Origin of the sequence: Pseudomonas sp. PDM25 (assembly GCF_019219045.1) — a bacterium.
Classification (GTDB): Bacteria; Pseudomonadota; Gammaproteobacteria; order Pseudomonadales; family Pseudomonadaceae; genus Aquipseudomonas.
In genome coordinates, this window is record NZ_JAHUWL010000009.1 from 188104 (window position 1) to 210493 (window position 22390).

21 protein-coding genes and 4 tRNA genes are annotated in these 22390 nt (G+C 58.0%); 12 read left to right on the plus strand and 13 right to left on the minus strand.

The window, feature by feature from the left end; all coding sequences use genetic code 11:
* Nucleotides 1–99: 99 nt before the first annotated feature.
* Entirely contained in the window at nucleotides 100–1020 is a 921-nt protein-coding gene (rdgC, locus tag KW848_RS18875; RefSeq protein ID WP_008151195.1) for a recombination-associated protein RdgC, read from the minus strand.
* 160 nt (nucleotides 1021–1180) lie between these two features.
* Here rdgC and KW848_RS18880 point away from each other — a divergent pair.
* From KW848_RS18880 to KW848_RS18895, 4 genes are all read left to right on the plus strand, one after another.
* Nucleotides 1181–1256 (plus strand) — tRNA-Val (locus KW848_RS18880).
* Nucleotides 1257–1275: 19 nt separating this feature from the next.
* Nucleotides 1276–1352, plus strand: a tRNA-Asp gene (locus tag KW848_RS18885).
* A 200-nt stretch (nucleotides 1353–1552) separates the two neighbouring features.
* Nucleotides 1553–1628: transfer RNA gene (locus tag KW848_RS18890), tRNA-Val, on the plus strand.
* 19 nt (nucleotides 1629–1647) lie between these two features.
* Nucleotides 1648–1724: transfer RNA gene (locus KW848_RS18895), tRNA-Asp, on the plus strand.
* Between the two features lie 141 nt (nucleotides 1725–1865).
* On the opposite strand, the gene KW848_RS18900 is transcribed toward KW848_RS18895, so the two are convergent.
* Nucleotides 1866–2999, minus strand: coding sequence for a catalase family protein (locus tag KW848_RS18900; protein ID WP_218537706.1), 1134 nt, complete (start codon nucleotides 2997–2999; stop codon nucleotides 1866–1868).
* Nucleotides 2996–4804 (minus strand): di-heme-cytochrome C peroxidase, encoded by a 1809-nt coding sequence (locus tag KW848_RS18905; RefSeq protein ID WP_218537707.1) that lies wholly within the window; start codon nucleotides 4802–4804, stop codon nucleotides 2996–2998. Before KW848_RS18905 ends, KW848_RS18900 begins: the two co-directional genes overlap by 4 nt.
* Nucleotides 4805–5073: 269 nt before the next feature.
* Between KW848_RS18905 and KW848_RS18910 the strand changes: the two genes are divergently transcribed.
* The 5 genes from KW848_RS18910 (at nucleotide 5074) to KW848_RS18930 (ending at nucleotide 7783) form a co-directional block, all read left to right on the plus strand.
* Nucleotides 5074–5790, plus strand: coding sequence for an FKBP-type peptidyl-prolyl cis-trans isomerase (locus KW848_RS18910; protein WP_111452385.1), 717 nt, complete (start codon nucleotides 5074–5076; stop codon nucleotides 5788–5790).
* 294 nt (nucleotides 5791–6084) lie between these two features.
* Nucleotides 6085–6540: a YkvA family protein gene (locus KW848_RS18915; protein ID WP_111452384.1), complete on the plus strand. Its 456-nt coding sequence runs from the start codon at nucleotides 6085–6087 to the stop codon at nucleotides 6538–6540.
* A 113-nt stretch (nucleotides 6541–6653) separates the two neighbouring features.
* Entirely contained in the window at nucleotides 6654–6995 is a 342-nt protein-coding gene (locus KW848_RS18920) for a helix-turn-helix domain-containing protein (protein ID WP_024164567.1), read from the plus strand.
* Nucleotides 6992–7363: a hypothetical protein gene (locus KW848_RS18925; RefSeq protein ID WP_003223109.1), complete on the plus strand. Its 372-nt coding sequence runs from the start codon at nucleotides 6992–6994 to the stop codon at nucleotides 7361–7363. The genes KW848_RS18920 and KW848_RS18925 overlap by 4 nt, the downstream gene beginning before the upstream one ends.
* A complete protein-coding gene (locus KW848_RS18930; protein ID WP_218537708.1) occupies nucleotides 7364–7783 on the plus strand; it encodes a sel1 repeat family protein in 420 nt (139 codons plus the stop codon).
* Between the two features lie 130 nt (nucleotides 7784–7913).
* Here the strand turns inward: KW848_RS18930 and KW848_RS18935 are convergent, their stop codons facing one another.
* Together KW848_RS18935 and KW848_RS18940 are read right to left on the minus strand one after the other, a co-directional pair.
* Nucleotides 7914–9698, minus strand: a complete 1785-nt coding sequence (locus KW848_RS18935) for a bifunctional diguanylate cyclase/phosphodiesterase (protein WP_111452382.1) — start codon at nucleotides 9696–9698, stop codon at nucleotides 7914–7916.
* A gap of 149 nt (nucleotides 9699–9847) precedes the next feature.
* Nucleotides 9848–11929 (minus strand): carboxy terminal-processing peptidase, encoded by a 2082-nt coding sequence (locus tag KW848_RS18940; protein WP_218537709.1) that lies wholly within the window; start codon nucleotides 11927–11929, stop codon nucleotides 9848–9850.
* Nucleotides 11930–12111: 182 nt separating this feature from the next.
* Between KW848_RS18940 and KW848_RS18945 the strand changes: the two genes are divergently transcribed.
* Entirely contained in the window at nucleotides 12112–13074 is a 963-nt protein-coding gene (locus tag KW848_RS18945) for a zinc-binding dehydrogenase (protein WP_111452380.1), read from the plus strand.
* A 105-nt stretch (nucleotides 13075–13179) separates the two neighbouring features.
* Here the strand turns inward: KW848_RS18945 and KW848_RS18950 are convergent, their stop codons facing one another.
* The 6 genes from KW848_RS18950 to KW848_RS18975 form a co-directional block, all read right to left on the minus strand.
* Entirely contained in the window at nucleotides 13180–13833 is a 654-nt protein-coding gene (locus KW848_RS18950) for an HAD family phosphatase (protein ID WP_218537710.1), read from the minus strand.
* Between the two features lie 34 nt (nucleotides 13834–13867).
* Nucleotides 13868–14857 carry an ABC transporter ATP-binding protein gene (locus KW848_RS18955; RefSeq protein ID WP_008145851.1) on the minus strand — a complete coding sequence of 330 codons (990 nt, stop codon included), beginning with the start codon at nucleotides 14855–14857 and terminating at the stop codon, nucleotides 13868–13870.
* A complete protein-coding gene (locus tag KW848_RS18960; RefSeq protein WP_134102889.1) occupies nucleotides 14854–15654 on the minus strand; it encodes an ABC transporter permease in 801 nt (266 codons plus the stop codon). Before KW848_RS18960 ends, KW848_RS18955 begins: the two co-directional genes overlap by 4 nt.
* Nucleotides 15641–16477, minus strand: a complete 837-nt coding sequence (locus KW848_RS18965) for an ABC transporter permease subunit (RefSeq protein WP_165934027.1) — start codon at nucleotides 16475–16477, stop codon at nucleotides 15641–15643. The genes KW848_RS18960 and KW848_RS18965 overlap by 14 nt, the downstream gene beginning before the upstream one ends.
* Before the next feature lie 5 nt (nucleotides 16478–16482).
* Nucleotides 16483–17289: an alkaline phosphatase family protein gene (locus tag KW848_RS18970; RefSeq protein ID WP_111452378.1), complete on the minus strand. Its 807-nt coding sequence runs from the start codon at nucleotides 17287–17289 to the stop codon at nucleotides 16483–16485.
* A gap of 135 nt (nucleotides 17290–17424) precedes the next feature.
* A complete protein-coding gene (locus tag KW848_RS18975) occupies nucleotides 17425–18495 on the minus strand; it encodes an ABC transporter substrate-binding protein (protein WP_111452377.1) in 1071 nt (356 codons plus the stop codon).
* A 349-nt stretch (nucleotides 18496–18844) separates the two neighbouring features.
* On the opposite strand from KW848_RS18975, the gene KW848_RS18980 reads away from it, so the two are divergent.
* A complete protein-coding gene (locus KW848_RS18980) occupies nucleotides 18845–19558 on the plus strand; it encodes a UTRA domain-containing protein (protein ID WP_008145862.1) in 714 nt (237 codons plus the stop codon).
* 30 nt (nucleotides 19559–19588) lie between these two features.
* On the opposite strand, the gene KW848_RS18985 is transcribed toward KW848_RS18980, so the two are convergent.
* Nucleotides 19589–20356: a class III extradiol ring-cleavage dioxygenase gene (locus KW848_RS18985; protein ID WP_111452376.1), complete on the minus strand. Its 768-nt coding sequence runs from the start codon at nucleotides 20354–20356 to the stop codon at nucleotides 19589–19591.
* A 103-nt stretch (nucleotides 20357–20459) separates the two neighbouring features.
* On the opposite strand from KW848_RS18985, the gene KW848_RS18990 reads away from it, so the two are divergent.
* Nucleotides 20460–21116, plus strand: a complete 657-nt coding sequence (locus KW848_RS18990; RefSeq protein ID WP_008145864.1) for a thiopurine S-methyltransferase — start codon at nucleotides 20460–20462, stop codon at nucleotides 21114–21116.
* A gap of 183 nt (nucleotides 21117–21299) precedes the next feature.
* Here the strand turns inward: KW848_RS18990 and htpX are convergent, their stop codons facing one another.
* On the minus strand, nucleotides 21300–22187 hold the full coding sequence (gene htpX / locus KW848_RS18995) for a protease HtpX (protein WP_008145865.1): 888 nt from the start codon (nucleotides 22185–22187) through the stop codon (nucleotides 21300–21302).
* Between the last annotated feature and the right edge of the window lie 203 nt (nucleotides 22188–22390).

The following is a 22390-nucleotide window of genomic DNA, read 5'->3' on the forward strand; positions in this document are numbered from 1 at the left end:
CTTATTCTTGAGTAACACCATAAAACCAATGTGGGAGATTCTATGGTTGAGGGAAAGCCCTCAACCATAGAATCTCCCACAGGGATAACTTTTTACCTTTTAGATCCCCTGCGGGGTCTCTTCGCCGCCCAGCGCTTCAACCAGCGCCGGCAGGAAGTCGCCGAAGGTCAGCATCATCAGGGTGAAGCTGGCGTCCAGTTGGCCGAGGGCTTCTTCGCCACCGTCCTGTTCCGCCTGGTCTTGCAGCAGGTCTTCGAACTTCAGGCGCTTGACCACCATCTTGTCGTCAAGAACGAAAGACAGCTTGTCTTGCCAGGCCAGCGACAGCTGAGTGACCACTTTGCCGGTGCTCAGGTGCAGCTGTATTTCTTCGCTGGTCAGGTCCTGACGCTTGCAACGCACGATGCCGCCGTCTTCGTGGGTGTCGCGCAGCTCGCACTCGTCCAGCACGAAGAAATCGTCCGCGGCTTTCTGGGTGGTGACCCATTCAGTCATGGTCGCGGTAGGGGACATCTTCACGGTCAGCGGACGTACCGGCAGCGTGCCGATGACTTCACGCAGGGTGGACAACAGATCTTCGGCACGTTTCGGGCTGGCCGAGTTGACCAGGATCAGGCCTTGTTTCGGCGCGATGGCAGCGAAAGTCGACGAACGACGAATAAAGGCGCGGGGCAAAAAGGCCTGGATGATTTCATCCTTGATCTGATCGCGTTCCTTTTTGTAGACCTTGCGCATTTGTTCGGCTTCGATCTCTTCGACCTTTTCCTTCACCGCGTCGCGCACGACGCTGCCCGGCAGAATGCGTTCTTCTTTACGGGCGGCGATCAGCAGGAAGTCGCCACTGACGTGCGCCAGCGGAGCATCTTCGCCCTTGCCGAATGGCGCGACGAAACCGTAGGTGGTCAACTCCTGGCTTGCACATGGACGCGCCAGTTTGGTGGCCAGTGCAGTTTCCAACGCCTCGGCATCAAAAGGCAGATCTTGGGTCAGGCGATAGATAAGCAGGTTTTTGAACCACATGGGGCGAGTCTCTCCTTTATACAAAGGGGGGCATTATTCTCTTCGCAGCGCCATAGGCCAACCCTTCTCTAAGCCTTTGGAAGGCCTGAAAAAATTAATTAAAAAAGTGCTTGCCAGAGGTGTGGTCGCTACGTAGAATGCGCGCCACACCGAAAGTGAAGGGTGATTAGCTCAGCTGGGAGAGCGTCTGCCTTACAAGCAGAATGTCGGCGGTTCGATCCCGTCATCACCCACCATTCGCTTCCAGTGTTACGCGCAGCGGTAGTTCAGTCGGTTAGAATACCGGCCTGTCACGCCGGGGGTCGCGGGTTCGAGTCCCGTCCGCTGCGCCATATTCGGTTATCTGGAACGCTGAACGCCAGGTCACCACGGAAAAGCCCGCTTAACGCGGGTTTTTTTCTGTCCAAAGTTTGCAAGTTGTTCCTGCAGGTCGCGTCGTTTTATGGGTTTTCAGATTTTTTTGAAAAATTATTCAATTAAATCAACACTTTATGAAAATCTGTGGCACAATGCGCCCCGCAACGAAGGTAAAGGGTGATTAGCTCAGCTGGGAGAGCGTCTGCCTTACAAGCAGAATGTCGGCGGTTCGATCCCGTCATCACCCACCATTTACTTTCAACGCTACGCGCAGCGGTAGTTCAGTCGGTTAGAATACCGGCCTGTCACGCCGGGGGTCGCGGGTTCGAGTCCCGTCCGCTGCGCCATATTCGGTAACCTGGAACGCTGAACGCCAGGTCTCCACAGAAAGCCCGCTTAATGCGGGCTTTTTGCTGTCTGGGGTTTGGCTTTTGCCGAGGCTCCACCGAGAAAGCGACCTTTGGGTCGCTTTCTTTCGTTATGCCTTCTTATCGTTCGGCGTTGCGGCTGTGTCGGTAGTCGCTCACGGCTTCGTACACGGCTTTGCGCAACCGGTTGATGCCGCCAATGGGGCGATGGGCCTCAAGGCCAAACCACGGGTTGAACGACTGGTTATCGCATTGCACGTTCAGAGCAGGCGTATCGAAGTCCTGGGCGGGTACTTTGATCCGCGCCACGGTCTCGAACGGAGCATCGTTTTGCTGCCACTCAATGCTCGTGTCTTCGATCGGCATGTACCTGGCCGGGTTCTGGCGCTGAATCTGCAGGACGAAGCAGGCCGGCATCCGGTCGGTCGACAGTTGCTGGTGCAGCGCATTGCGCAGGAAGTTCGGCAACTTCTGGTTTTGCGCAGGCAGGGTGTAAGTCGGGCAGCTTGCCGGATCGGGCATGACGCGGAACTTGGCATTGGCTTCGCCGAATTTGTAGGGCGAAACTGAAAAGTAAGTCGTCTGGGTCGGGCTTTGCGGGGCGGGTGACAGTGTCGCCAGCGCGATAAACAGATGGCGAACCTGCCAGGTCCGCGGGTCCCAACCCGGAAAGAACGCCATCAGCTTCTTGCCGTCAGCCTGTGCGGCTACATTCTGACGGTACTCGGCGACATCGCTGACGAAGAAATTCGGATGGCTGAACATCACGAAGTCCTGTTCACCACGACTCTTTTGGTCATGCAGCAGTTGTTTGCCGGGCACATCGAGCAACTTGATTGCCATGCCCCGTGCGTCGCGGATGCTGTCGAACTGCGGGTAGGCATTGCCGTTGGACAGCCGCATCGTCGCTTGCCAGGTTTTGCCGGGTTCGTTGAACACACCCTGACGCAGTTCGCCCGCCAGATCCGGCAGCACCTGAACCTCGGCCTTCACGCAGCCATGGGCCTTGGCATGAGCGTCGCGCAGATAGCGGGTGCTTTCACGGTGCTGATCGACAATGCGCACGGCCGTCTGGATGATGTCTTGGGTCATCGCTGATTCGCCATCCGGAATCAGTTCTTCAGCCGAAACCGGGCCGCTGTGCTGCCAGGCGAACCACGCCGTGGCCAACGCCCAGGCGAGCAATCCAAGGCCTAGCGACCACATTAGGGTTTTGCCGAGAAAGGCGCCTAAACGCATCCAGAGTCTGCTCATGGCAATTGTGCCTCTAACGGACCGCCCAACACTTTCAGATACTCCAGCAGCGCCCAGCGCTCTTCTGGTTGCAGCAGGCGACCGATGACGCCGTTGCCACGCGTGCCTGCCCGGAACTCGTGGCCGCTGTTGTGATTGCCGGTGATGCGCGTGTCGAACATGAAGCCATTGGCGAAGGCCTCGGTGCGATAGCCGAGGTGCCTCGGGTCGTACTCGAAAGTGCCTTTGTAGAAGGTGGTTGCGCGTTCATCCTGGGGCGAGAGCAACTGATAAATGCTCGGCACCGAACCGTTATGCAGAAACGGTGCAGTGGCCCAGACTCCCGCCAATGGTCGCGCCTTGTAGGCGCGCAATTCGCGCACGCCAATCGGCAGGCCGAAGCCATCCATGTCCGGTCGTTCGGCCGTAGGAATGTTTGCATCACGGTAGGCCCGGTTTCCGACGAAAGCGGTGACGTAGGCCAACCCTTTAGCCGATGAGAGCTTGCTCAAATCCAGCGAATCCGCAGGCGTCGGCTGCAACTGAACATCCAGTTGCGCCAGCTCTGCCGGGTCCCATTGCAGGGCGGTGAGGTCGAAGCGATGGTCGGCGATGTTATCGGCCGCGCCCGGGTCTGTGCCAATGAACTCCACGGGCAGCATTTTCAGATGTTGCACCCAGCGCCCTTCGCTTTGGACCGATCGAGGTACATGGCAGCCAGCGCAGTTCTCGGTGAATAATTCGCGACCTTTTGCGGCTTGGGTTTTGTCGATGGCGCCCAGCAATTCTTCCGGCCAGGCTGGCGGTTTGAGCCGTTGCAGGGTTTGTTCGATCAGGTGCAGATCGCGCAAGCGGACACTGGACGGATAGCGGGCGTCTCCTTTAAGCGGTTGGCCGTTAGCGTCGAAAAAATTCAGCGTGGCGCCCACGCCCAGCGCCTCGCCGATGTTGCGGGCCATCGGTTGCTGCGCTGAACCGTTCCACTGCACCCAATCGAAGGTCCACATGTCCCACAGTTGCGGATAGTCGACCGGGGCGTTGGCCACACGGTAGTTGGCGGGGGAAATCGCATCGCCGAAACTGGCGTTGGCAATGCGCCCGAAAGCGTCGGTGCGGCCGGGGCCTTCTTCAGTGGGATAGAGCCCGCGATGGGTGTCGTTCCAGGCCACCTTCAAGAAAGTGTCGAGAGAGACTTTGAAGTCTTTGCGCAGTTGTTGATGCCGGGCATCGTAGTCCTGGCCCAATACGTTGCGTGCGAAACGTTCGAATTTCCACGGGTTGTAGTAAGTCGACGTCAGACTTGCTACCAGCGCTTGTCCGAAACTGCCTCCGCGCAACGTAGGAACGCTGGAGGGCAGAACGTGCTGTGCCGAACCGCCATCGATGCGCACGGCCTGGCCATTAAAGCGCAGTTCGCCGGTGTGGCAGGCGGCGCAGGTAATGTCCAGAAACTCGTCCTGGCTTCCAGGGTTCTGATGACGGGCAAAACCCACGGGCAGATTGCCGGGGTTGTTCGGGGTGGCTCGCTGGTTGGGGTCGATCAGAAAACCGAAGCGGGCGAGGTATTCGGGCGCGGCGAATCGCTGTTGCGAGAACGGTAATTCGAGGGCTTTGAACCAGTCATAGTGCAAACCTTTGACCTGGGTACCCTGAGGTGTGAAGTAGTAAGTCTCGCGGTCGGCGGTGCTCCATTGCTCCAGGTAATGCACTTGTTGCACGGGTGACCAGGCCGGCAATTTCGGGTTGGCGACGTAATACAGAGCCACGGCGAGGCCCAGCCCCAGCAGGACTGCGAACAGAACCAGCAAGCGAAAGAAGAGGCGCAAGATAAACATCCTTGTCGATTTGAACCTCTCTTATGCCTCAGCACCTGAGGTGCGGCAAGTGGCCATTACGCCATTTGCTGGGGGTTCTGCTATCCGTTTCTGTGAGCGCAAGATGACAGAAGCTTCATCCGCCCATTCCCGAAATGCGTTGAATCCCCTGAACTTATCAGAAGTTTCCTGCTCTCATGCCGGTAGCCATTGGTCGTGGCCGCCTGATAAGCTCGCGGCTTTACTCGATTGCCCTTTAGGCGCATGAACAAGGAAATAGCATGAAACAGCATCGGTTGGCGGCGGCGGTGGCCCTGGTTAGCCTGGTACTTGCGGGTTGTGATTCGCAGACCAGCGTAGAGCTGAAAACCCCGGCGCAAAAAGCTTCCTACGGGATTGGCCTGAACATGGGCAAGAGCCTGGCTCAGGAAGGCATGGATGATCTGGACTCCAAAGCCGTAGCCCAAGGCATCGAAGATGCCGTCGGCAAGAAAGAACAGAAGCTGAAGGATGACGAACTGGTCGAAGCCTTCGCAGCACTGCAAAAGCGTGCTGAAGAGCGTATGGCCAAAATGAGCGAAGAGTCGGCAGCTGCCGGCAAGAAATTCCTCGAAGAAAACGCCAAGAAAGCCGGTGTAACCACTACCGCTTCGGGCCTGCAGTATGAAGTAGTCAAGAAAGCCGATGGCGCACAGCCTAAGCCGACCGACGTAGTGACCGTTCACTACACCGGCACCCTGACCAATGGCACCGTTTTCGACAGTTCCGTCGAGCGTGGCAGCCCGATCGATCTGCCGGTCAGCGGTGTGATTCCGGGTTGGGTCGAAGGCCTGCAACTGATGCACGTTGGCGAGAAGTACAAACTGTACATCCCTAGCGAACTGGCTTACGGCGCCCAAAGCCCAAGCCCGGCGATTCCAGCCAACTCGGTGCTGGTATTCGACCTGGAACTGCTGGCGATCAAGGATCCGGCAAAACAAGACGCTACTGCCAAGTAATCAGCGTCTGCTTTAAAAACAACGCCTCGCTTATGCGGGGCGTTGTTGCATCTGGCGTTTAGCGAAGGTAAACAAAGCGAACGGATGCTGTAGGCTGGAGTCATAGCCATTGAGGACGCCCGCGCTAGCCGCGCCAGAGCGCCAAGTCAATGAATTCTTGGGTTTTTTTATGTGAGTAAAAAACGCCCGATCTGAGTTGGGCCCTTATGAAACGGGGCTTTCAGCCATGAAAAGCAGCTCTGTTCACAAGGTTATCCACAATTTGTGTGGATAACATTTCAGTGGGAGGAAATGATGAAAACACCCTGGAATTTCGCTCGTTTCCTGCCTCTGGCCGGACGCCTGCTCGCGCGTGGACGTTTGCCGACCTTGCTCTTCGCGGTAGCCAGCAAAGGTGCCAGCCAGGGTAATCGGCTGGGCAAGCTCAAGGATGATCTACGCCTGTTGCAGGCACTCTGCCTGGCTTACTGGCGCGGTGAGTATCGGGCTATCAGCCCCACAGCGTTGATATCGGTGGTGGCAGGCCTGATGTACTTCCTCAGTCCCATTGATGCCATTCCGGACTTCATTCCAGTGTTCGGCATGCTGGATGACATCGCAGTGCTGGCCTGGCTGATGAAAGTTCTCGACGATGAACTCAACGCCTTCCGCGCCTGGCGCAAGCGTCAGTTGCCGGAAAAGCTTGCAGTGGTTGAACGCCTGCCCGATACCCCGGAGCAACTTCAACTTCAGGGTCCGAAAAAAAACTGAACTGATTCAATCTCATCCATAGATTGATACCCCCGCGACCTTGGCCGCTGTTAGGATTACACTTCTAGGGAAAAGTGCCGACTCGCTAAGTGTTGTTGTCCTACGGGGTAGTCATGGATATTCAGATAATTACACGCGAAGGAGAGCCCGAGTATGCGGTTCTTCCATGGGCTCAATATCAGGCTCTACTAAAAGCAGCAGGCATCAATGAACAACCGCCGCGGGTCGCCCCAGAGCGTCAGGCGGCAACACCAGACCAGATTCTTCCGGGTCTGGATCAACTACGCAGTTTGCGCGAAGGGAAGGGCATCGCCATCGAGGCGTTGGCCCGCACGGTAGGCATCAGCCCGTCTTATCTGGCCTTGATCGAAAGTGGCGAGCGTCTACCCGACGCTGCGATTCGCCGCAGCCTGGCCTGGGAGTTGACGGTGCCAGGGTGGAGGGATGAATCGTGAGCGTACGCATCAGTCGTCAACACTGGGACGGGTTGCTGGGCGAACTGGATCAGGCACGCCGCCAGCGTCATCTTCTGACATACCGGGCGTTGCTTGAACGTTTGCAACTGCCCACACCGGCCATGCAAACCTTGACCGCCGCCCTTGAACATCTGGCCGCGCTGGACGCCAAGGCCGAGCAGCCATTGCGCAGTTCCCTGGTGATCAGCCAGGGCGCCAGCCGCCTGCCGCGCACAGGATTCTTTGAATGTGTCGAGCGTCTGGGGCGTTTCTCCGGGCCGTCCGATGGGGTCGCCGCAGCGTCCTGGCATGCCTCGGAAGTGGTGCGGGTGTTCGAATATGAGTACCCGGAATCGGCGGAGGCCTGAGTGTTTTTAAAACTCAAGGCGCGGGCCAGCTACTGGCTGGCTCGCCGCTTGTTTCATTGGTCATGGTTTGTGCGTCAGCCGCGTGGCTGGAGCTGGCTCGAAGGCCAGTTCGCACGCATGGCGAACCTGGGTGATGTTGGCGCCCAGAGCTTCTATGGCCACATCCTGACCTTTCGCGGTGTTGGCCTTGGGGCTCGCGAAGAGGGCGTGCGCTTGCTGCGCCTGGCGGCGTTGGCGGGGGATGGCAAAGCGGCGTATCAGGTGGGCGTGATCAGTCTGGCGGGGACGCCGAGCAAGGCGCCCGATGCGGTTGAAGCTGCGCGGTTTTGGGAGATGGCCGCCAAAGCAGGACATCCGTTGGCCGAGATCAAACTGAAAGAGTTGGCGGCTCGCGGTTCCGAGGCACCACCCTCAATCTGAGTTGGCAGAACTGGCGTCTTCGCGAGCAAGTCGAATCGTCGCACCGCCGCACCCACATTTCACCGAGTTCCTCCAGAAGAAATGGGATTGAATCGTGGGAGCGGGCTTGCTCGCCAAGGTGTCAGATCAATCACCGCTGTCCTACGAGCAAATCCTCACCCGGCACCGCCAGACTATCAATCACATGCACGCTATACCCCGGCACATTCTTCGCGTGATGCTTGGCCTGCGATGCCATCTCCGCCAACTGGCTTGCATCGAGTTGTCCACAGGCCTGTGGATGTAAATGCACCACGCCGATCGACAGTGACAGCAACGCGAACTCCTGACGCACACCCTGACGGTTTGGGGCGATGAAGCAGCCGGCTTCCAGGTGTTCGCTGCGATAAAAGCGTCGGCATTGGCTCTGGAAGTCGTCCAGCAACTGGTTCAAGCGCTTGCGCCAGTCTTCCGGGCCGAGCACCAGCAGGAAATCATCACCGCCGATATGGCCGACAAAGTCGCGGGAAGGGTCGACGCGATCATTCAGGCATTGCGCCAGGCACAGCAGGACTTCGTCCCCACGGCCGTAGCCGTAGATGTCGTTGAAGGGTTTGAAACTGTCGATATCGACGTAGCAGATCACCGACTCCCGTTGCTGTTGCAGCAGGCGCGACAGGCATTGCTGGATCGGCACGTTACCCGGCAGCAGGGTCAGCGGGTTGGCGTAACGGGCTTGCTGGATCTTCAGTTCGGTAATCAGTTTAAGTACGTCGATCACTCGGCCCAGCCCCAGGTAACCGCCGTTGAGGGTAATGATGAAGTCCTCTTCGATGCGCTGCCGCGCGCGGCTGGTGATCAGGCGACTCACTTGTTGCAACGACTGGCTCATCTCAACGGCGAGGAAGTCATCACTCATTAAACGGCTGATCGGCTTGCGGGCGAACAGGTCGGTGGCAAAAGGCTTGAGCAGTGCATCGGAGAGCGAATGCCGGTGGACGATGCCGCAGGGCTGGCCTTGCTCGTCGAGTACCGCCAGGGAGTTCAGATTGGCCTGGCGGCGAAAGGCTTCCAGGACGGTGGCGGTCGGGGTATCGCGACCCACTGCCGGTTGGTCGTTGAGCAAAGCGCTAAGGTCGCTGACTTCATCATTCAATGCCACCGCTGTGCTTTCCCGTTTGGGCATCAAGGTTCGGGCATCACGAGGTGGATGTTCCTGGGGGCGGCAGAGCAGATAACCCTGAACCAGATCCACGCCCATCTCGGTCAACACTGCGAGTTCTTCTGGTAGCTCGATACCTTCCGCGATCACTTGCGCCCGTGAGGCCTTGGCAATTTGCAGGATCGAGCCGACGAATTCGCGCTTGAGGGCGTCCTGGTGAATGCCGTCGATGAAGTGTCGATCAATCTTCACGTAGTCGGGACGCAATTCAGACCACAGCCGCAAACTCGAATAGCCTGCGCCTAGATCATCCAGGGCAATGGAAAACCCCATCGCTCGATAGTGATGCAGAGCGGTTTGCAGCAGCTCGAAATCGTCGGTGGGTGTTTGTTCAGTCAGTTCGATCACCACCTGGTTCGGCGGTATACCGAAATCCTGTAGCAGTTGCAGGGTGCGCCCGGGTTGGTGGGCGGCCTCGAGCAGGGATTCAGGGGAAACGTTGAGGAACAGTTTGCCGGGCAGTTGCTGATCATTGAAGCGCCGGCAGGCGCTTTGACGGCAAGCGATTTCCAGCTCGCTCAGGCGGCCGGCCTGACGGGCAACGGCGAACAGTGCGAGCGGTGAGTGCAGTGGACTGTTGGAGGGGCCGCGACTGAGGGCTTCGTAACCGACAATACGTCGTTCAGAGAGGGAAATGATCGGCTGGAACAAGCTGTGCAAACCGCTTTGAGTCAGTATGGAACTCAAGGCACTCAGCTGTTCTGTGGTGGTCATGGCTTTCTCTGGCGATAAAAAAAGGACTGGGAGCACTCTCTTGGGTAAAGAGGAGCTCCCAGTCCTTTATTTCACGACAGAATGATGACTGTATGATGACGCTCCGGAGAGCGTCAGCATTAAATTGCCATCATCTTGCTTGTTACAACTTAGTGCTTGGCTACCGCGGTATTGAGTTTCAGGTAGTCCAATAGAATCCGCCCGGTCTCGCTCAGGTAGGCATCGTCTTCTGGTTTGGTCTTGTCTGGCTCGGCCGCGATCGCGTCTTCATCTTCTTTCTTCAGCTCTTTGAGCGGCTCTTCACCCTTGGCCTTGCGACGGATGTTTTCCATGGCAAGTTGCTTGGCTTCGATATCGGCGTGTTGTGCACGACGATCGGCTTCATTGAGGCTGACGGTTTTTTCCGTCATCAGTTTCTGCGCCAGGGCCAGTTTATCGCGGATGAACACGAACTCCGCGTCTTTGGCCGAGCGTACGTCATGCTCGGATTTGAGCTGCGAAATGTACGGTTTGAACGGATCGACCGCAGGCTTGATGGCCGCGCGGATGGTGTCCCACGGCATGGCTTCAGGCAGTGCGCTTTCGCCGATTTCCTTGGTGTCGATGATCGACGGGTAATCGATGTCCGGCAGTACGCCCTGATGCTGGGTGCTCTGGCCGGAAACCCGGTAGAACTTGGCCAGCGTCAGTTTCAGTTCGCCATGGTTCAGCGGCTGAATGGTCTGCACGGTGCCTTTACCGAAGGTCTGGCCACCGATGATCAATGCGCGGTGATAGTCCTGCATGGCGCCGGCAAAAATTTCCGAAGCCGAGGCAGACAAGCGGTTGACCAGCAACGCCATTGGCCCTTTGTAGAAGGCTCCCGGGTTTTCATCTTCCAGTACATCGACCCGACCATCGGCATTACGCACGAGAACGGTCGGACCTTTGTCGATGAACAGACTGGTCAGCTCGGTGGCTTCCTGCAGGGAGCCGCCGCCGTTGTTGCGCAGATCGATGACCACGCCGTCGACCTTGTCTTTCTGCAACTCGGTCAGCAGTTTCTTGACGTCGCGAGTGGTGCTCTTGTAATCCGGATCGCCAGCACGGAAAGCCTTGAAGTCCAGGTAGAAGGCCGGGATCTCGATGACGCCGAGCTTGTAGTCCTTGCCGTCCTGTTTCAGGTTGAGGACCGACTTCTTCACCGCCTGGTCTTCAAGCTTCACCGCTTCGCGGGTGATCGGGACGATCTTGCTGGTCTGGTCGTTCGGTGCATTGCTGGCCGGGATCACTTCCAGGCGCACCACGGTGCCTTTGGGCCCACGGATCAACTTGACCACTTCGTCCAGGCGCCAGCCGACCACGTCGACCATTTCCTTGTTGCCCTGGGCAACACCGATGATCTTGTCGGCCGGTGCAACCATTTTGGTCTTGTCGGCCGGGCCGGCAGGTACCAGACGTACGACTTTCACCTGGTCGTTGTCGCTCTGCAACACGGCGCCAATGCCTTCGAGGGACAGGCTCATGTTGATGTCGAAGTTTTCCGCGTTATCCGGCGACAGATAGTTGGTATGCGGGTCGTAGGACATGGCGAAGGTATTGATGTACGCCTGGAAGATATCTTCCGCACGGGTTTGGTCCAGGCGCGTCAACTGATTCTTGTAACGCTTGGTCAGGGTTTCCTGAATCTGCTTGGAGTCCTTGCCCGCGATCTTCTGCCGCAAGACTTCGTCCTTGACGCGTTTGCGCCACAGGTCGTCGAGTTCTGCGGTGGACTTGAGCCAAGGGGCGTCCTTGCGATCGACCAGCAAGGTTTCCTTGGTGGTGAAGTCGATCTTGTCGACGCCTTTGTTCAACTCGGCAAGGGCGAAGTCCAGACGCGCTTTGACGCGGTCCAGGTAGCGCTTGTAGATGGTGAACCCGGCATTCAGGTCGCCGCTTTTGAGGAAATCGTCAAACTGGGTTTTCCACTTGTCGAATTCGGCAATGTCGCTGGCCATGAAGTAGCTGCGCGACGGGTCCAGCAGTTTGAGGTAGCTGTCATAGATGATCGCGGAGCGCGCGTCATCGAGCGGCGGCTTGCTGTAGTGATGGCGCTTCAGCAATTCGACGACGTTCAGGCTGGCGATCACTTCGTCACGATCAGGCTGAAGCTTGTCCCAGCTATTGGCTGCAAACGAATGGGTAGACATCGGCAACAGACCGATACCAATGAATAGGGCTAGGGCGGTGCTGGGGAAAAAATGCTTCATGCTGATTCGACGCGGGGACAATTGATCACGCATATTAGGCCGTCTTTGAAGTCGCCGGTACCACTAGTCTCTGTATGGAAACTGCCTGTTAGCTTTCGTACAGACCCAAGGGCCGGTCGCATAATGCAAGAAAGCCCGGCGCTACAGCTACGGGCTCAGTCCAGACTCACTATGGAGGCACTGTGAAAGCATTGCAAGGCGTTGAAGGTCGAGTGGAGTGGGTTGAAGAGCCCAGTCCTACATGCGATGTAGGACAAGTTCGGATTCGAGTGGCGGCTGCGGGTCTCAATCGCGCCGATTTGTTACAGAAAGCGGGTCTTTATCCGCCACCGCCGGGAGCCAGTCAGGTACTGGGTCTTGAGTGTTCGGGGGTGATCAGCGAGGTGGGCCCGGGCTCGTCCTGGCAGGTCGGGGATCGGGTTTGCGCCTTGCTGGCCGGGGGCGGGATGGCCGAGGAGGTAGTTGTCGACGGACGGCATGTGTTGCCGGTTCCCGAAGGTTTGTCCCTGGCTGAGGCGGCAGCGCTGCCAGAAGTGTATGCGACCGTTTGGCTGAATTTGTTTCAACTGGCTGCGCTCAAGCCGGGTGAGAAAGTTCTGCTGCACGCTGGAGCAAGTGGAATCGGTTCAGCTGCCATTCAGCTGTGCAAGGCGTTTGGTAACCCGTGCTGGGTCAGCGTCGGTTCCGCCGAGCGTTTGGCTTACTGCGAAGCGCTGGGCGCCCAAGGTGGGGTCGTGCGCAACGGGGATCTGGACAGCTTGAGTGACCTGGGGCCGTTCGATGTGATTCTCGACCCGGTGGGCGGCAACTATGCCGCGCTGAATCTGAAACTGATGGCGCTCGATGGTCGTTGGGTGCTGATCGGCCTGATGGGCGGTCGTGAGGCGCAGCTGGATCTGGCGCAGGTACTGGCCAAGCGCGTGCAATTGCTGGGTTCGACCTTGCGCAGCCGCGACGAACAGTTCAAGGCGGATCTGTTCAGCGATCTCAGCCAACATGTCTGGCCGCTGTTTGCCGAAGGGCGTTTGAGCCCGCAATTGGCCAAGACCTTCCCGATCAAGGACGCCGAAGCGGCGTTTGCGGAGTTGGCGACTAATAAGGTGTCGGGAAAGTTGGTGTTGGTGATCGACGAAAGCCTGGTTTGATCCCTGTGGGAGCGGGCTTGCTCGCGAAGGCGGACTTACATTCAACACATTTGTTGAATGACACAACGCCTTCGCGAGCAAGCCCGCTCCCACATTGATTTTCGGTTACTTCCAGGTATGGATCGGCCAGCCGGCTTTTTCAGCGTGTTCAAGCAGTACCGGATCCGGGTTTACCACGTGTGGGAAATCTACTTTCAGCAGCAACGGCAAATCATTGCGTGAGTCGGAATAGAAACTGGCGCCTTCCAGGTTTTCCTCTTCCGCATCCAGCCACTCCAGCAAACGCGTGATCTTGCCTTCGCGGTAGGTCAGCGTGCCAACGGTGTTGCCGCTATACACCCCATGTGCCACTTCCAGCTCGATGCCGAGAATCTCGTCAATGCCCAAACGATCGGCTATCGGCCTGACCAAGTGCGTGCCCGACGCCGAAATCACCAAAATCCGGTCGCCGGCCTTGCGATGGGCCGCAATGGCTTTGGTGGCGTCACTGAAAATGATCGGCTCGATGAAGTCTTCCACCCAAGGCCCTACCAAATGGTCGACCTCTTCGGGGGTGCGCCCGATCATCGGCTCCAGGCTGAAGGTCATGTACTCCTCCATCCGCAGTTTGCCGTGGCTGTAGGCGTCCATCAGTTCATTGTTCTGACGCATGAACGACTCGGGATCGACCCAACCCAGGCGACCCATTTGTTCGCTCCAGAGGGTGGCGCAGTCGCCGTGGATCAGGGTTTCGTCCAAATCAAAAATTGCCAGGGCCATCAGTGCGGTTCTCTCTTCAACATCAGCAAAGTCATCAGGCTACCTCACACAGGGCCGTCGGATCGATGGAAAGCGCCAGACGCTGACCATCGGGATGCAAATCGGCCGCCGAGCGGTTCAGCACATCTACCACCAATTCCACGCCCCTGGCTTCGACCCGGTAGCGAATCACGTTGCCCAACAGGCTGTGGCTGCGGATTTGTGCGTCGAGTTCGCCGTTCAGGCTCAGTTCGATGGCTTCCGGGCGAATCGCGATGCGGTGGGTAATCGGTCGCTGCAGCAGTTTTGTGGCGCTGTCGGCGTCCAGCAGGTTGTAGTTGCCGATGAAACCTGCGGCAAAGATATCGATGGGTGCGGTGTAAAGGGTCTGGGCATCGCCGCTCTGTACGATCTTTCCCTGATTCATCAAGAAAATTCGGTCGGACATGGTCAGGGCTTCTTCCTGATCGTGAGTGACGAAGATGGTGGTCAAGCCGAGTTCACGCTGGATCTGACGGATCTGTTCGCGCAGGTGCTTGCGAATCCGTGCATCCAGGGCCGACAGCGGTTCATCCAGCAACAACAGGCGAGGCCGGGTCACCAACGAGCGGGCGAGGGCGACTCGCTGGCATTGGCCGCCGGACAGTTGATGCGGATAACGCGCGGCGAAGTCGTTGAGCTCCACCAGTTTCAGTACTTCGGCAACACGCTTGTGGCTGTCGTCGGCGTTGACCTTCTGCATGCGCAAACCAAAGGCGACGTTCTGCTCGACGGTCATGTTCGGAAACAGCGCGTAGCTCTGGAACACCATGCCGATCCCGCGTTTCTGCGGGCTCAACGGAACGAGGTCCTGGCCATCGAGCAGGATTTTGCCGCCGTCCACCGAGGTCAGCCCGGCGATGCAGCGAAGCAGTGTGGACTTTCCGCAACCGGACGGGCCGAGGAGGGTAACGAACTCACCCTTCTGGATTTCACAGTTGATATCGCTGAACACCGTGGTGCCCGCGTAGCTTTTCAGTAGGTGTTGGACGCTGACGAAGCTCATTGGCTTTTGTCCTTGTTCAAAATATTGGCAGCCCAGGTCAGAACCAGCACAAAGAAGAAATAGGAAATCACCAGCGCACTGGTGAAGTGGCCGCTGCTGTTGCGCATGTTGTTGAGGTAGACCTGCAGGGTTTCGTAGCGGGTCCCGACGAGGATGTTGGCGAACACGAACTCACCGAACAGGAACGAGAACGACAGCAGCAACGCCACCATCAAACCTTTGCGCAAGTTTGGCAGCACCACCAGGAACGCCGCTTGCCAGGTGCTGGCACCGAGCAGTTGGGCGGAGTCCATCAGGTCTCGCAGGTTGATCGCCTGCAAGTTGTTGGTGATCGCCCGGTACATGAACGGCAGCGCCACGGTGAAGTAGCAGCCGATCAGAATCCACGGCGTCCCGACCATCGCGAACGGCCCCGAACCGTAGAGCTGCAACAGACCCACCGACGACACCACCGGCGGCACCGCGAAGGGCAGCAGGATCAGGATGTTCATCAGCGCATCGAGTTTCGGAAAATGGTAATGCACCACAAACAGCAACGGCAGAATCAGCACCACGGACAGAATCAGCGAGCCGACGCAGACCAGCAGCGATTGGCCGAACGAATGAAGAAACCGCGGGTCGCTCCACAGCTCCACGTACCATTTAACGGTGAAGCCACTGGGCAGAATGGTCGCCGACCAACTGCTGGCGATCGAGTAGATCAGCGTTCCGAGCAACGGTAGCAACAGGATGGCAAACAGCAAATACACCACCACCCGGTGATAGACCCCGACGGGGCTCAGTTCAGCGCGAGACATGGTAGCTCCTCTTCAACAGCAACTGATGCACGATGGTCACCAGGGTCATCAACGCCACCAGCACCACGGCCAGGGCACTGGCCAGGTTCGGGTCCAGGGAAATGTCGCCGGAAACCATCGCTGCGATGCGGATCGGCAGCACGTTGAAGTTGCCGGTGGTCAGGGCGTACACCGTGGCGTAGGCGCCCAGGGCGTTGGCCAGCAGGATGACAAACGTACCGAGCAGCGCCGGGGTCAGCACGGGCAAACCGATGTGCCGCCAGAACTGCCAGCCATTGGCGCCGAGCAGCGCGGCGGATTCACGCCAGTCTTCGCGCAGGGCATCAAAGGCCGGGTAGAGCAGCAGCACGCCCAGCGGAATCTGGAAGTAGGTGTAGAGAATGATCAGCCCGGTTTTCGAATACAGGTTGAAGTCCTGAATGATCCCGGCCTGCTTGAGCATGATGGTGAAGCTACCGTTGAAGCCCAGCAGAATGATGAACGCGAAGGCCAAAGGCACGCCGGCAAAGTTGCTGGTCATGTTGGCGAAGGCGTTGACGAAGTTGCGCAGTTTCGAGTCGACCCGGCGCAGGGAGTAGGCGCCGAGCACCGCGATGATGATCCCGAACACGCTGGACCAGAAACTGATCTCGAGGCTGAACTGGATCGCCTGCAGATAGAACTTCGAATTGAAGATCCTGGTGAAGTTGGCGATGCCCCAGCCGAACTCTTCCGATTGCAGGCTGTTGATCATCACCCAGGACAGCGGCGCGATCTGGAACACGATAAAGAACAGTGCAAAAGGCACCAGGCACAAGGCTGCCAGCCATTTTCCGCGCTTCATGGTGTTCACTTGAGCAGCTCCCGGCATACAGGTTTGTCGTGGGGCACACCCAGCAGTTCACAGACGGTGCCGCAGATTTCAGTCTGTTTCGGTGCGGCGTTGGCATTGAAGCTGAAAGCGTCGCCGAGGACGAACAGCGGTACTTCGCGTTCTTCCGGCAGCAAGCCGTTGTGGGAGCGGTCGTTGTTCATGCCATGGTCGGCGGTCACCAGCACCTGATACCCGGCGTCGAGCCAGGTTTGCAGATAGTCGGCCAGAATAATGTCGGCCGAGCGGGCGCTGTTACGGTACTGCGAGGTGTCGAGACCGTGCTTGTGCCCGGCGTCGTCGATGTTCATGGGGTGGACCAGTAAAAAGTTCGGCGCATGACGCAGGCGCAGGTTTTCGGCGTCGGCGAACAGGTGCGAGTCCGGGTAGTGATCGTTCCAGTAGAAATGGCCGTGCTGGATCGGCAGGTCCGGGTCGTCGGTGTGACGATCCCGCGGCGCACTAAACGGCGAACGGTTATACAGCTCACTGACCCAGTGATAGGCCGCGGCGGCGGTGACAAGGCCGGCATCGCTGGCGTAGTGATAGATGCTGCGCTGGTTGGACAAGCGTGAGACGTTGTTGTGGACGATGCCACTGTCGATCGGCGTGACGCCGGTCAGGATGCACTCGTAAAGCGGTCGGGACAGTGCCGGCAATTCGCACTCCAGTTTGTAGAGCGCCGCGCGTCCTGCGCCGACATAAGCCTGCAGGTGCCCCATGGCGTGACGGGCGACCTCGTAATTAAGGCCGTCGAGCACGACAAGGATGACGTTGTGCTTCATAGGGGCTGGAACTCCGCTAAACAGATATTCAAAACACCTGTAGGGGCAAAGCTTGCTCGCGATGCAGGCACCCCGGTCTGTCTGGTGACCGAGGTGAAGCCATCGCGGGCAAGCCTTGCTCCTACGAGGGTTGCATCATTGCTTCATATTGACGATGACTTCTTCCTGCCACTTCTGCGGAAGGGCTTTGGAGGTCTTTTCCCATGCGTCGGCGTCTTTGATCGGCGTGACCTTTTTGTACTGCTCGTTAGGCAGCAACTGGGCCTGAACCTCGGCCGGCAGCGTCAGATGCTCGGCGCGGATCGGACGGGCGTTACCGCGTGCCAGGTTGATCTGGCCGGCGTCGCTGAAGATGTATTCGCGGGCCAGTTTGGCGGCATTCGGGTGCTTGGCGTATTTGTTGATGATGGTGGTGTAACCGGAGATCACCGAGCCATCGGATGGAATCAGCACGGTGTAATCATTCGGGTTGACCATTTTGGCCTTGTAGCTCAGACCGTTGAAGTCCCAGACCACGCCGACTTCGATTTCACCCTTTTCCATGGTGGCAATGGTCGGGTTAGCCATCGACAGGCGGCCTTGTTTGGCGATCTCGGAAAACAGATCCAGCGCCGGCTGGAGGTTTTTCTCATTGCCACCATTGGCGAGCGCGGCAGCCAGAACACCGTTGGCGGCTTGGGCTGCGGTGCTCACATCACCGATGGAAACTTTGTATTTGCCGTTCTTGAGGTCAGCCCATTTGGTCGGAGCGTCGGAGCCGTGCAGCAACTTTTTGTTGACGATGAACGCGATGGTGCCGGTGTAGGCGAGCGCCCAGTTGCCGTCCTTATCCTTTGCCCAGCTCGGGATCTGATCCCAGGTGCTTGGCTTGTAAGGTTGAACAACGCCTTGTTTCACCGCGATCGGACCGAACGCTGCACCGACATCACCGATATCGGCAGTGGCGTTGTCTTTTTCAGCGGCGAACTTGGCGATTTCCTGGGCCGAGCTCATGTCGGTGTCGATATGTTTCAGGCCGTAGTTCTTGGCCAGGTCATCCCAGGTGCCTTTCCAGTTGGCCCAGTTGTCGGGCATGCCGACGCTGTTGACCTCTCCTTCCGCTTTCGCCGCGGCTTCCAGGGTTTTCAAATCGCTATCAGCCGCCATCGCGGCGGTACACATGGCAATGGTCGAGCCTAACAGTGAGGCCAGGAAAAGCTGTTTCATCCGAAGCTCCTTTGGGCGTTTTCAACGCTGCGATTGCGGTTATGTTGGTCTAGGTCAGCAATACCTGAGCCAATTTAGGCGTCTCTGATGACATTTTGATGTCGACGACCGGTCGGCCTATATTTCTTGAGCGGCAATGCTCAGGCTTCGGAGTAAGCGTAGACCATGGCTAATAGGCTGATATAAAAGGACTTGGCCGTGAATTTGCAGGTGTCTGGATCAACCGTTCGGCGGCTTTGTCATCTGTCAGTCATGTGCAGTGCCTAGGCTTGTCGGGAGTTGAGGGAACCGATTTGAATCGCGGTTCCGCCCCGAAACAGTGCTGGTCTAGTCCAGATAGGTAACGTTGATGCGCATCGAGACAACCAAAGCGGTGACAGCCATCGGGCAGGTTCTGCAGGAACAGCTCGACCATGGCCTGTTGGCGCCCGGGAGCAAACTGCCGGCCGAGCGCAAGCTCAGTGAGTTGTTCGGGACCACGCGGATTACCGTGCGTGAAGCGTTGTTGCAACTGGAAGCCCAGGGGCAGATTTATCGGGAGGAGCGCCGTGGCTGGTTCGTATCGCCACCGCGCCTGGCCTATAACCTGATGCAGCGCAGTCACTTTCACGCGATGGTCAGTGCACAGGGGCGGGTGCCGTCTACCGAGGTGATTTCCGCGCGGTTGCAACCGGCGTCGGCGGCGGTCTGTGCCTGGTTGCAGTTGCCGGCGTTGTCCAGCGTGATTCAGATTTGCCGGGCACGGCGGATTGATGAGCGGCTGGTGTTGTATGTAGAGCACTATTTGAATCCGCAGTTTTTTCCGGGGATTCTGGATTTCGATCTGAATCAGTCGATTACAGAGCTGTATGCGCGGCATTACGACTTGCACTATGGGCGGGTGCGTTTCGAGATTGTGCCGACGGCGTTGTCGGTGGATGCGGCGGCGGCTTTACGGGTGTCGGTGGGGAGTCCGGGGTTGCGCATCGCTCGGGTCAATTACGATCAACATGAGCGGTTGATCGATTGTGATCTGGAGTTTTGGCGGCACGATGCGATTCACGTCGGGGTTGATGTGGTCTGAGCCTGGCCGCCACAGGCCTCGGTTCTGTCATTACCCGAATCGGTAAATGTCCATGCCCAGGGCGCCCATGGTGAATCCCTTGTGGGTCACGCTGAATGTCCCTCCCGCGCCGCGCGCAAAGTACAACGGCAACAGGTGTTCATCACTGGGATGGTTGCGCACTGCATTCGGTGCTTGCTGGCGGTAATCGTGCAACGCGGTTTCGTCGTTGGCAGCGAGTTTTTCGATCATCCAGTCACGAAAGGCCTGGGCCCAGGGTTCGACGCTTTCTGTGCCGGCGTGCCAGTCCAGTTCGCGCAGGTTGTGGGTGATGCTCCCGGAGCCGATCAACAGCACGCCGTGTTCGCGCAGACTGGCCAGGGCATGACCGACGCGGGTCTGCAAGGCCGGACCGCCGCGGGTGGGTAGCGAGACTTGCACCACGGGGATGTCGGCTTGTGGATACATCAATGACAAGGGCACCCAGACACCATGGTCGAATGGTCGTTCGGCGTCGATGCGTGCGGGCAGGCCATCGCTTTTCAGCAGTTCGACAACCTCTGCGGCCAATTGTGGATTGCCGGGCGCCGGGTATTGCACGTCGAACAATGCCTGCGGAAAGCCGCCGAAGTCATGCCAGGTTTCAGGCTGGGGGTTGCCGCTGACCAGCAATTCATTGCTTTCCCAATGCGCAGAAACAATTACGATGGCTTTGGGTTTCGGCAATTCTGCGGCCAGGCGAGCGAGGGCGGGCCCGCTGGCACCTGGTTCCAGTGCCAACATGGGCGAGCCATGGGATATGTAGAGGCTGGGGAACATGAATGAGCTCCTGAGGGGTAAGATGGCATCATCTTCAGTCAGATCATTGATCTAAATCTAATATAAGTTTTAGGGTCTTTTGATCGAATTTTCGGGATTAATTATGCAGCCGGAGTTTTGGCACAAGCGGTGGACGTCGAATCAGATCGGCTTTCACCTGCCGGAAGTGAATCCATATCTGCAACGGTACTGGCCGCAGCTGGGCCTGGAAGAGGGCGCGCGCGTACTGGTGCCGTTATGTGGGAAAAGCCTGGATTTGCTGTGGCTGGCGAAATGCGGTCACGAGGTGCTGGGCGTCGAGTTGTCGGAAAAAGCGGTGGAAGACTTTTTCCACGAGCATCAATTTGACCCGGACGTCAGCGATCAAGGCCCCTTCACGGTCTATCGGGCGGGCTCGATCGAGATCTGGTGTGGTGATTTCTTCGCGTTGACGGCCGGCGATGTCGCCGATTGCAGTGCGCTGTACGACCGCGCTGCGTTGATCGCCTTGCCACCGAAGATGCGCGAGCAATACGCTGAGCATCTGAAGCGGATTGTGCCGAAGGATTCGCTGGGGCTGCTGATTACCCTGGATTACGACCAGGCACAAATGGAAGGGCCGCCCTTTGCCGTGCTGGATGACGAAGTGCAGCGGTTGTTCGGTGCTTCGTGGGAGCTGAAGATTCTGGAGGACCAGGACGTTCTGGGCGAAAGCTGGAAGTTCCTGGAAAGCGGCGTTACGCGGCTTGAAGAGCGGGTTTATCGGGTTTCCAGCCGGTAATTGATGTTGTTTGTGCTGGCCTCTTCGCGAGCAAGCCCGCTCCCACACTCGATCTCTGTGCACCGAAGATCCAATGTGGGAGCGGGCTTGCTCGCGAAGAGGCCCTGAAGCACACTGCAAAAATCCGCAGACAAAAAAAAGGCCCGCATTCACTGCGGGCCTTTTCTTTTAGTGCGGAACCTCTCAGCCCCGACGACGCAACGCGTCGATACGCTCTTCCAGCGGCGGGTGGCTCATGAACATGCGGGCGAACCCCTGTTTGATGCCGCCGTTGATGCCGAAAGCCGTCAGGGTGTCCGGCATGTGCACCGGCAGCCCCTGTTCGGCACGCAGGCGTTGCAGGGCGCCGATCATTGCGGCGGTGCCGGCCAGACGTGCACCGGCTTCGTCTGCACGGAATTCGCGTTTACGCGAGAACCACATGACGATGGCGCTGGCCAGAATGCCCAGGACCAGTTCGGCGAAGATGGTCGCCACGTAGTAGGCGATGCCCTGGCCTTCTTCGTTCTTGAAGATCACCTTGTCGACAAAGTTGCCGATGATCCGTGCGAAGAACATCACGAAGGTGTTCACCACGCCCTGGACCAATGCCAGGGTGACCATGTCGCCATTGGCGACGTGGCCGATTTCGTGGGCCAGAACGGCCTTCACTTCATCAGGCGAGAAACGCTCGAGCAGCCCTTGGCTGACCGCGACCAACGCGTCGTTCTTGTTCCAGCCGGTGGCAAAGGCGTTCGCCTCGTAGGCCGGAAAAATACCGACTTCAGGCATTTTGATCCCGGCTTCCCGGGACAATTGCTCGACGGTCTGCAGCAGCCATTGCTCGTGACGTGTGCGCGGCTGGCTGATGATTTGGGTGCTGGTGCTCATCTTCGCCATCCACTTGGAGATGAACAGCGAGAACAGCGAGCCGGCGAAACCAAAGACCGCACAGAAAATCAGCAGCTGATTGAGGTTGAGATCAACCCCGTTGGCCGCCATGAACCCGTTGAAGCCGAAAAGGCTCAGGGTGATGCTGGCAATCAGCACGACCGCCAGGTTAGTGGCCAAAAACAGCAGGATGCGCATCATGGTTGTAGAAATCTCCTCATGCTAAAGATGTAGCGTACTGCGGGGTATATAAGGTGCTGACTCGGGCTATTCAACCGGGTGACTATTTCAAACTGTGTCCTACGGCAACAGTCTAGCTGTTTGAAGGGCATTTCCGACGTCGATGCAGGAAGTGTTTGTCAGCCAATTTACGTCGTAAACCCCGCCGTTGTTAGACGCGAGCA

What these genes read in the sequence shown, in the direction of transcription:
- KW848_RS18915 (WP_111452384.1), top strand. Translation starts at nt 6,085, where the DNA reads ATGAAAACACCCTGGAATTTCGCTCGTTTCCTGCCTCTGGCCGGACGC.
- KW848_RS18970 (WP_111452378.1), bottom strand. Translation starts at nt 17,289, where the DNA reads ATGAAGCACAACGTCATCCTTGTCGTGCTCGACGGCCTTAATTACGAG.
- rdgC (WP_008151195.1), bottom strand. Translation starts at nt 1,020, where the DNA reads ATGTGGTTCAAAAACCTGCTTATCTATCGCCTGACCCAAGATCTGCCT.
- KW848_RS18920 (WP_024164567.1), top strand. Translation starts at nt 6,654, where the DNA reads ATGGATATTCAGATAATTACACGCGAAGGAGAGCCCGAGTATGCGGTT.
- KW848_RS18975 (WP_111452377.1), bottom strand. Translation starts at nt 18,495, where the DNA reads ATGAAACAGCTTTTCCTGGCCTCACTGTTAGGCTCGACCATTGCCATG.
- KW848_RS18940 (WP_218537709.1), bottom strand. Translation starts at nt 11,929, where the DNA reads ATGAAGCATTTTTTCCCCAGCACCGCCCTAGCCCTATTCATTGGTATC.
- KW848_RS18935 (WP_111452382.1), bottom strand. Translation starts at nt 9,698, where the DNA reads ATGACCACCACAGAACAGCTGAGTGCCTTGAGTTCCATACTGACTCAA.
- KW848_RS18980 (WP_008145862.1), top strand. Translation starts at nt 18,845, where the DNA reads ATGCGCATCGAGACAACCAAAGCGGTGACAGCCATCGGGCAGGTTCTG.
- KW848_RS18990 (WP_008145864.1), top strand. Translation starts at nt 20,460, where the DNA reads ATGCAGCCGGAGTTTTGGCACAAGCGGTGGACGTCGAATCAGATCGGC.
- KW848_RS18965 (WP_165934027.1), bottom strand. Translation starts at nt 16,477, where the DNA reads ATGAAGCGCGGAAAATGGCTGGCAGCCTTGTGCCTGGTGCCTTTTGCA.
- KW848_RS18950 (WP_218537710.1), bottom strand. Translation starts at nt 13,833, where the DNA reads ATGGCCCTGGCAATTTTTGATTTGGACGAAACCCTGATCCACGGCGAC.
- KW848_RS18960 (WP_134102889.1), bottom strand. Translation starts at nt 15,654, where the DNA reads ATGTCTCGCGCTGAACTGAGCCCCGTCGGGGTCTATCACCGGGTGGTG.
- KW848_RS18910 (WP_111452385.1), top strand. Translation starts at nt 5,074, where the DNA reads ATGAAACAGCATCGGTTGGCGGCGGCGGTGGCCCTGGTTAGCCTGGTA.
- KW848_RS18900 (WP_218537706.1), bottom strand. Translation starts at nt 2,999, where the DNA reads ATGAGCAGACTCTGGATGCGTTTAGGCGCCTTTCTCGGCAAAACCCTA.
- KW848_RS18955 (WP_008145851.1), bottom strand. Translation starts at nt 14,857, where the DNA reads ATGAGCTTCGTCAGCGTCCAACACCTACTGAAAAGCTACGCGGGCACC.
- KW848_RS18985 (WP_111452376.1), bottom strand. Translation starts at nt 20,356, where the DNA reads ATGTTCCCCAGCCTCTACATATCCCATGGCTCGCCCATGTTGGCACTG.
- htpX (WP_008145865.1), bottom strand. Translation starts at nt 22,187, where the DNA reads ATGATGCGCATCCTGCTGTTTTTGGCCACTAACCTGGCGGTCGTGCTG.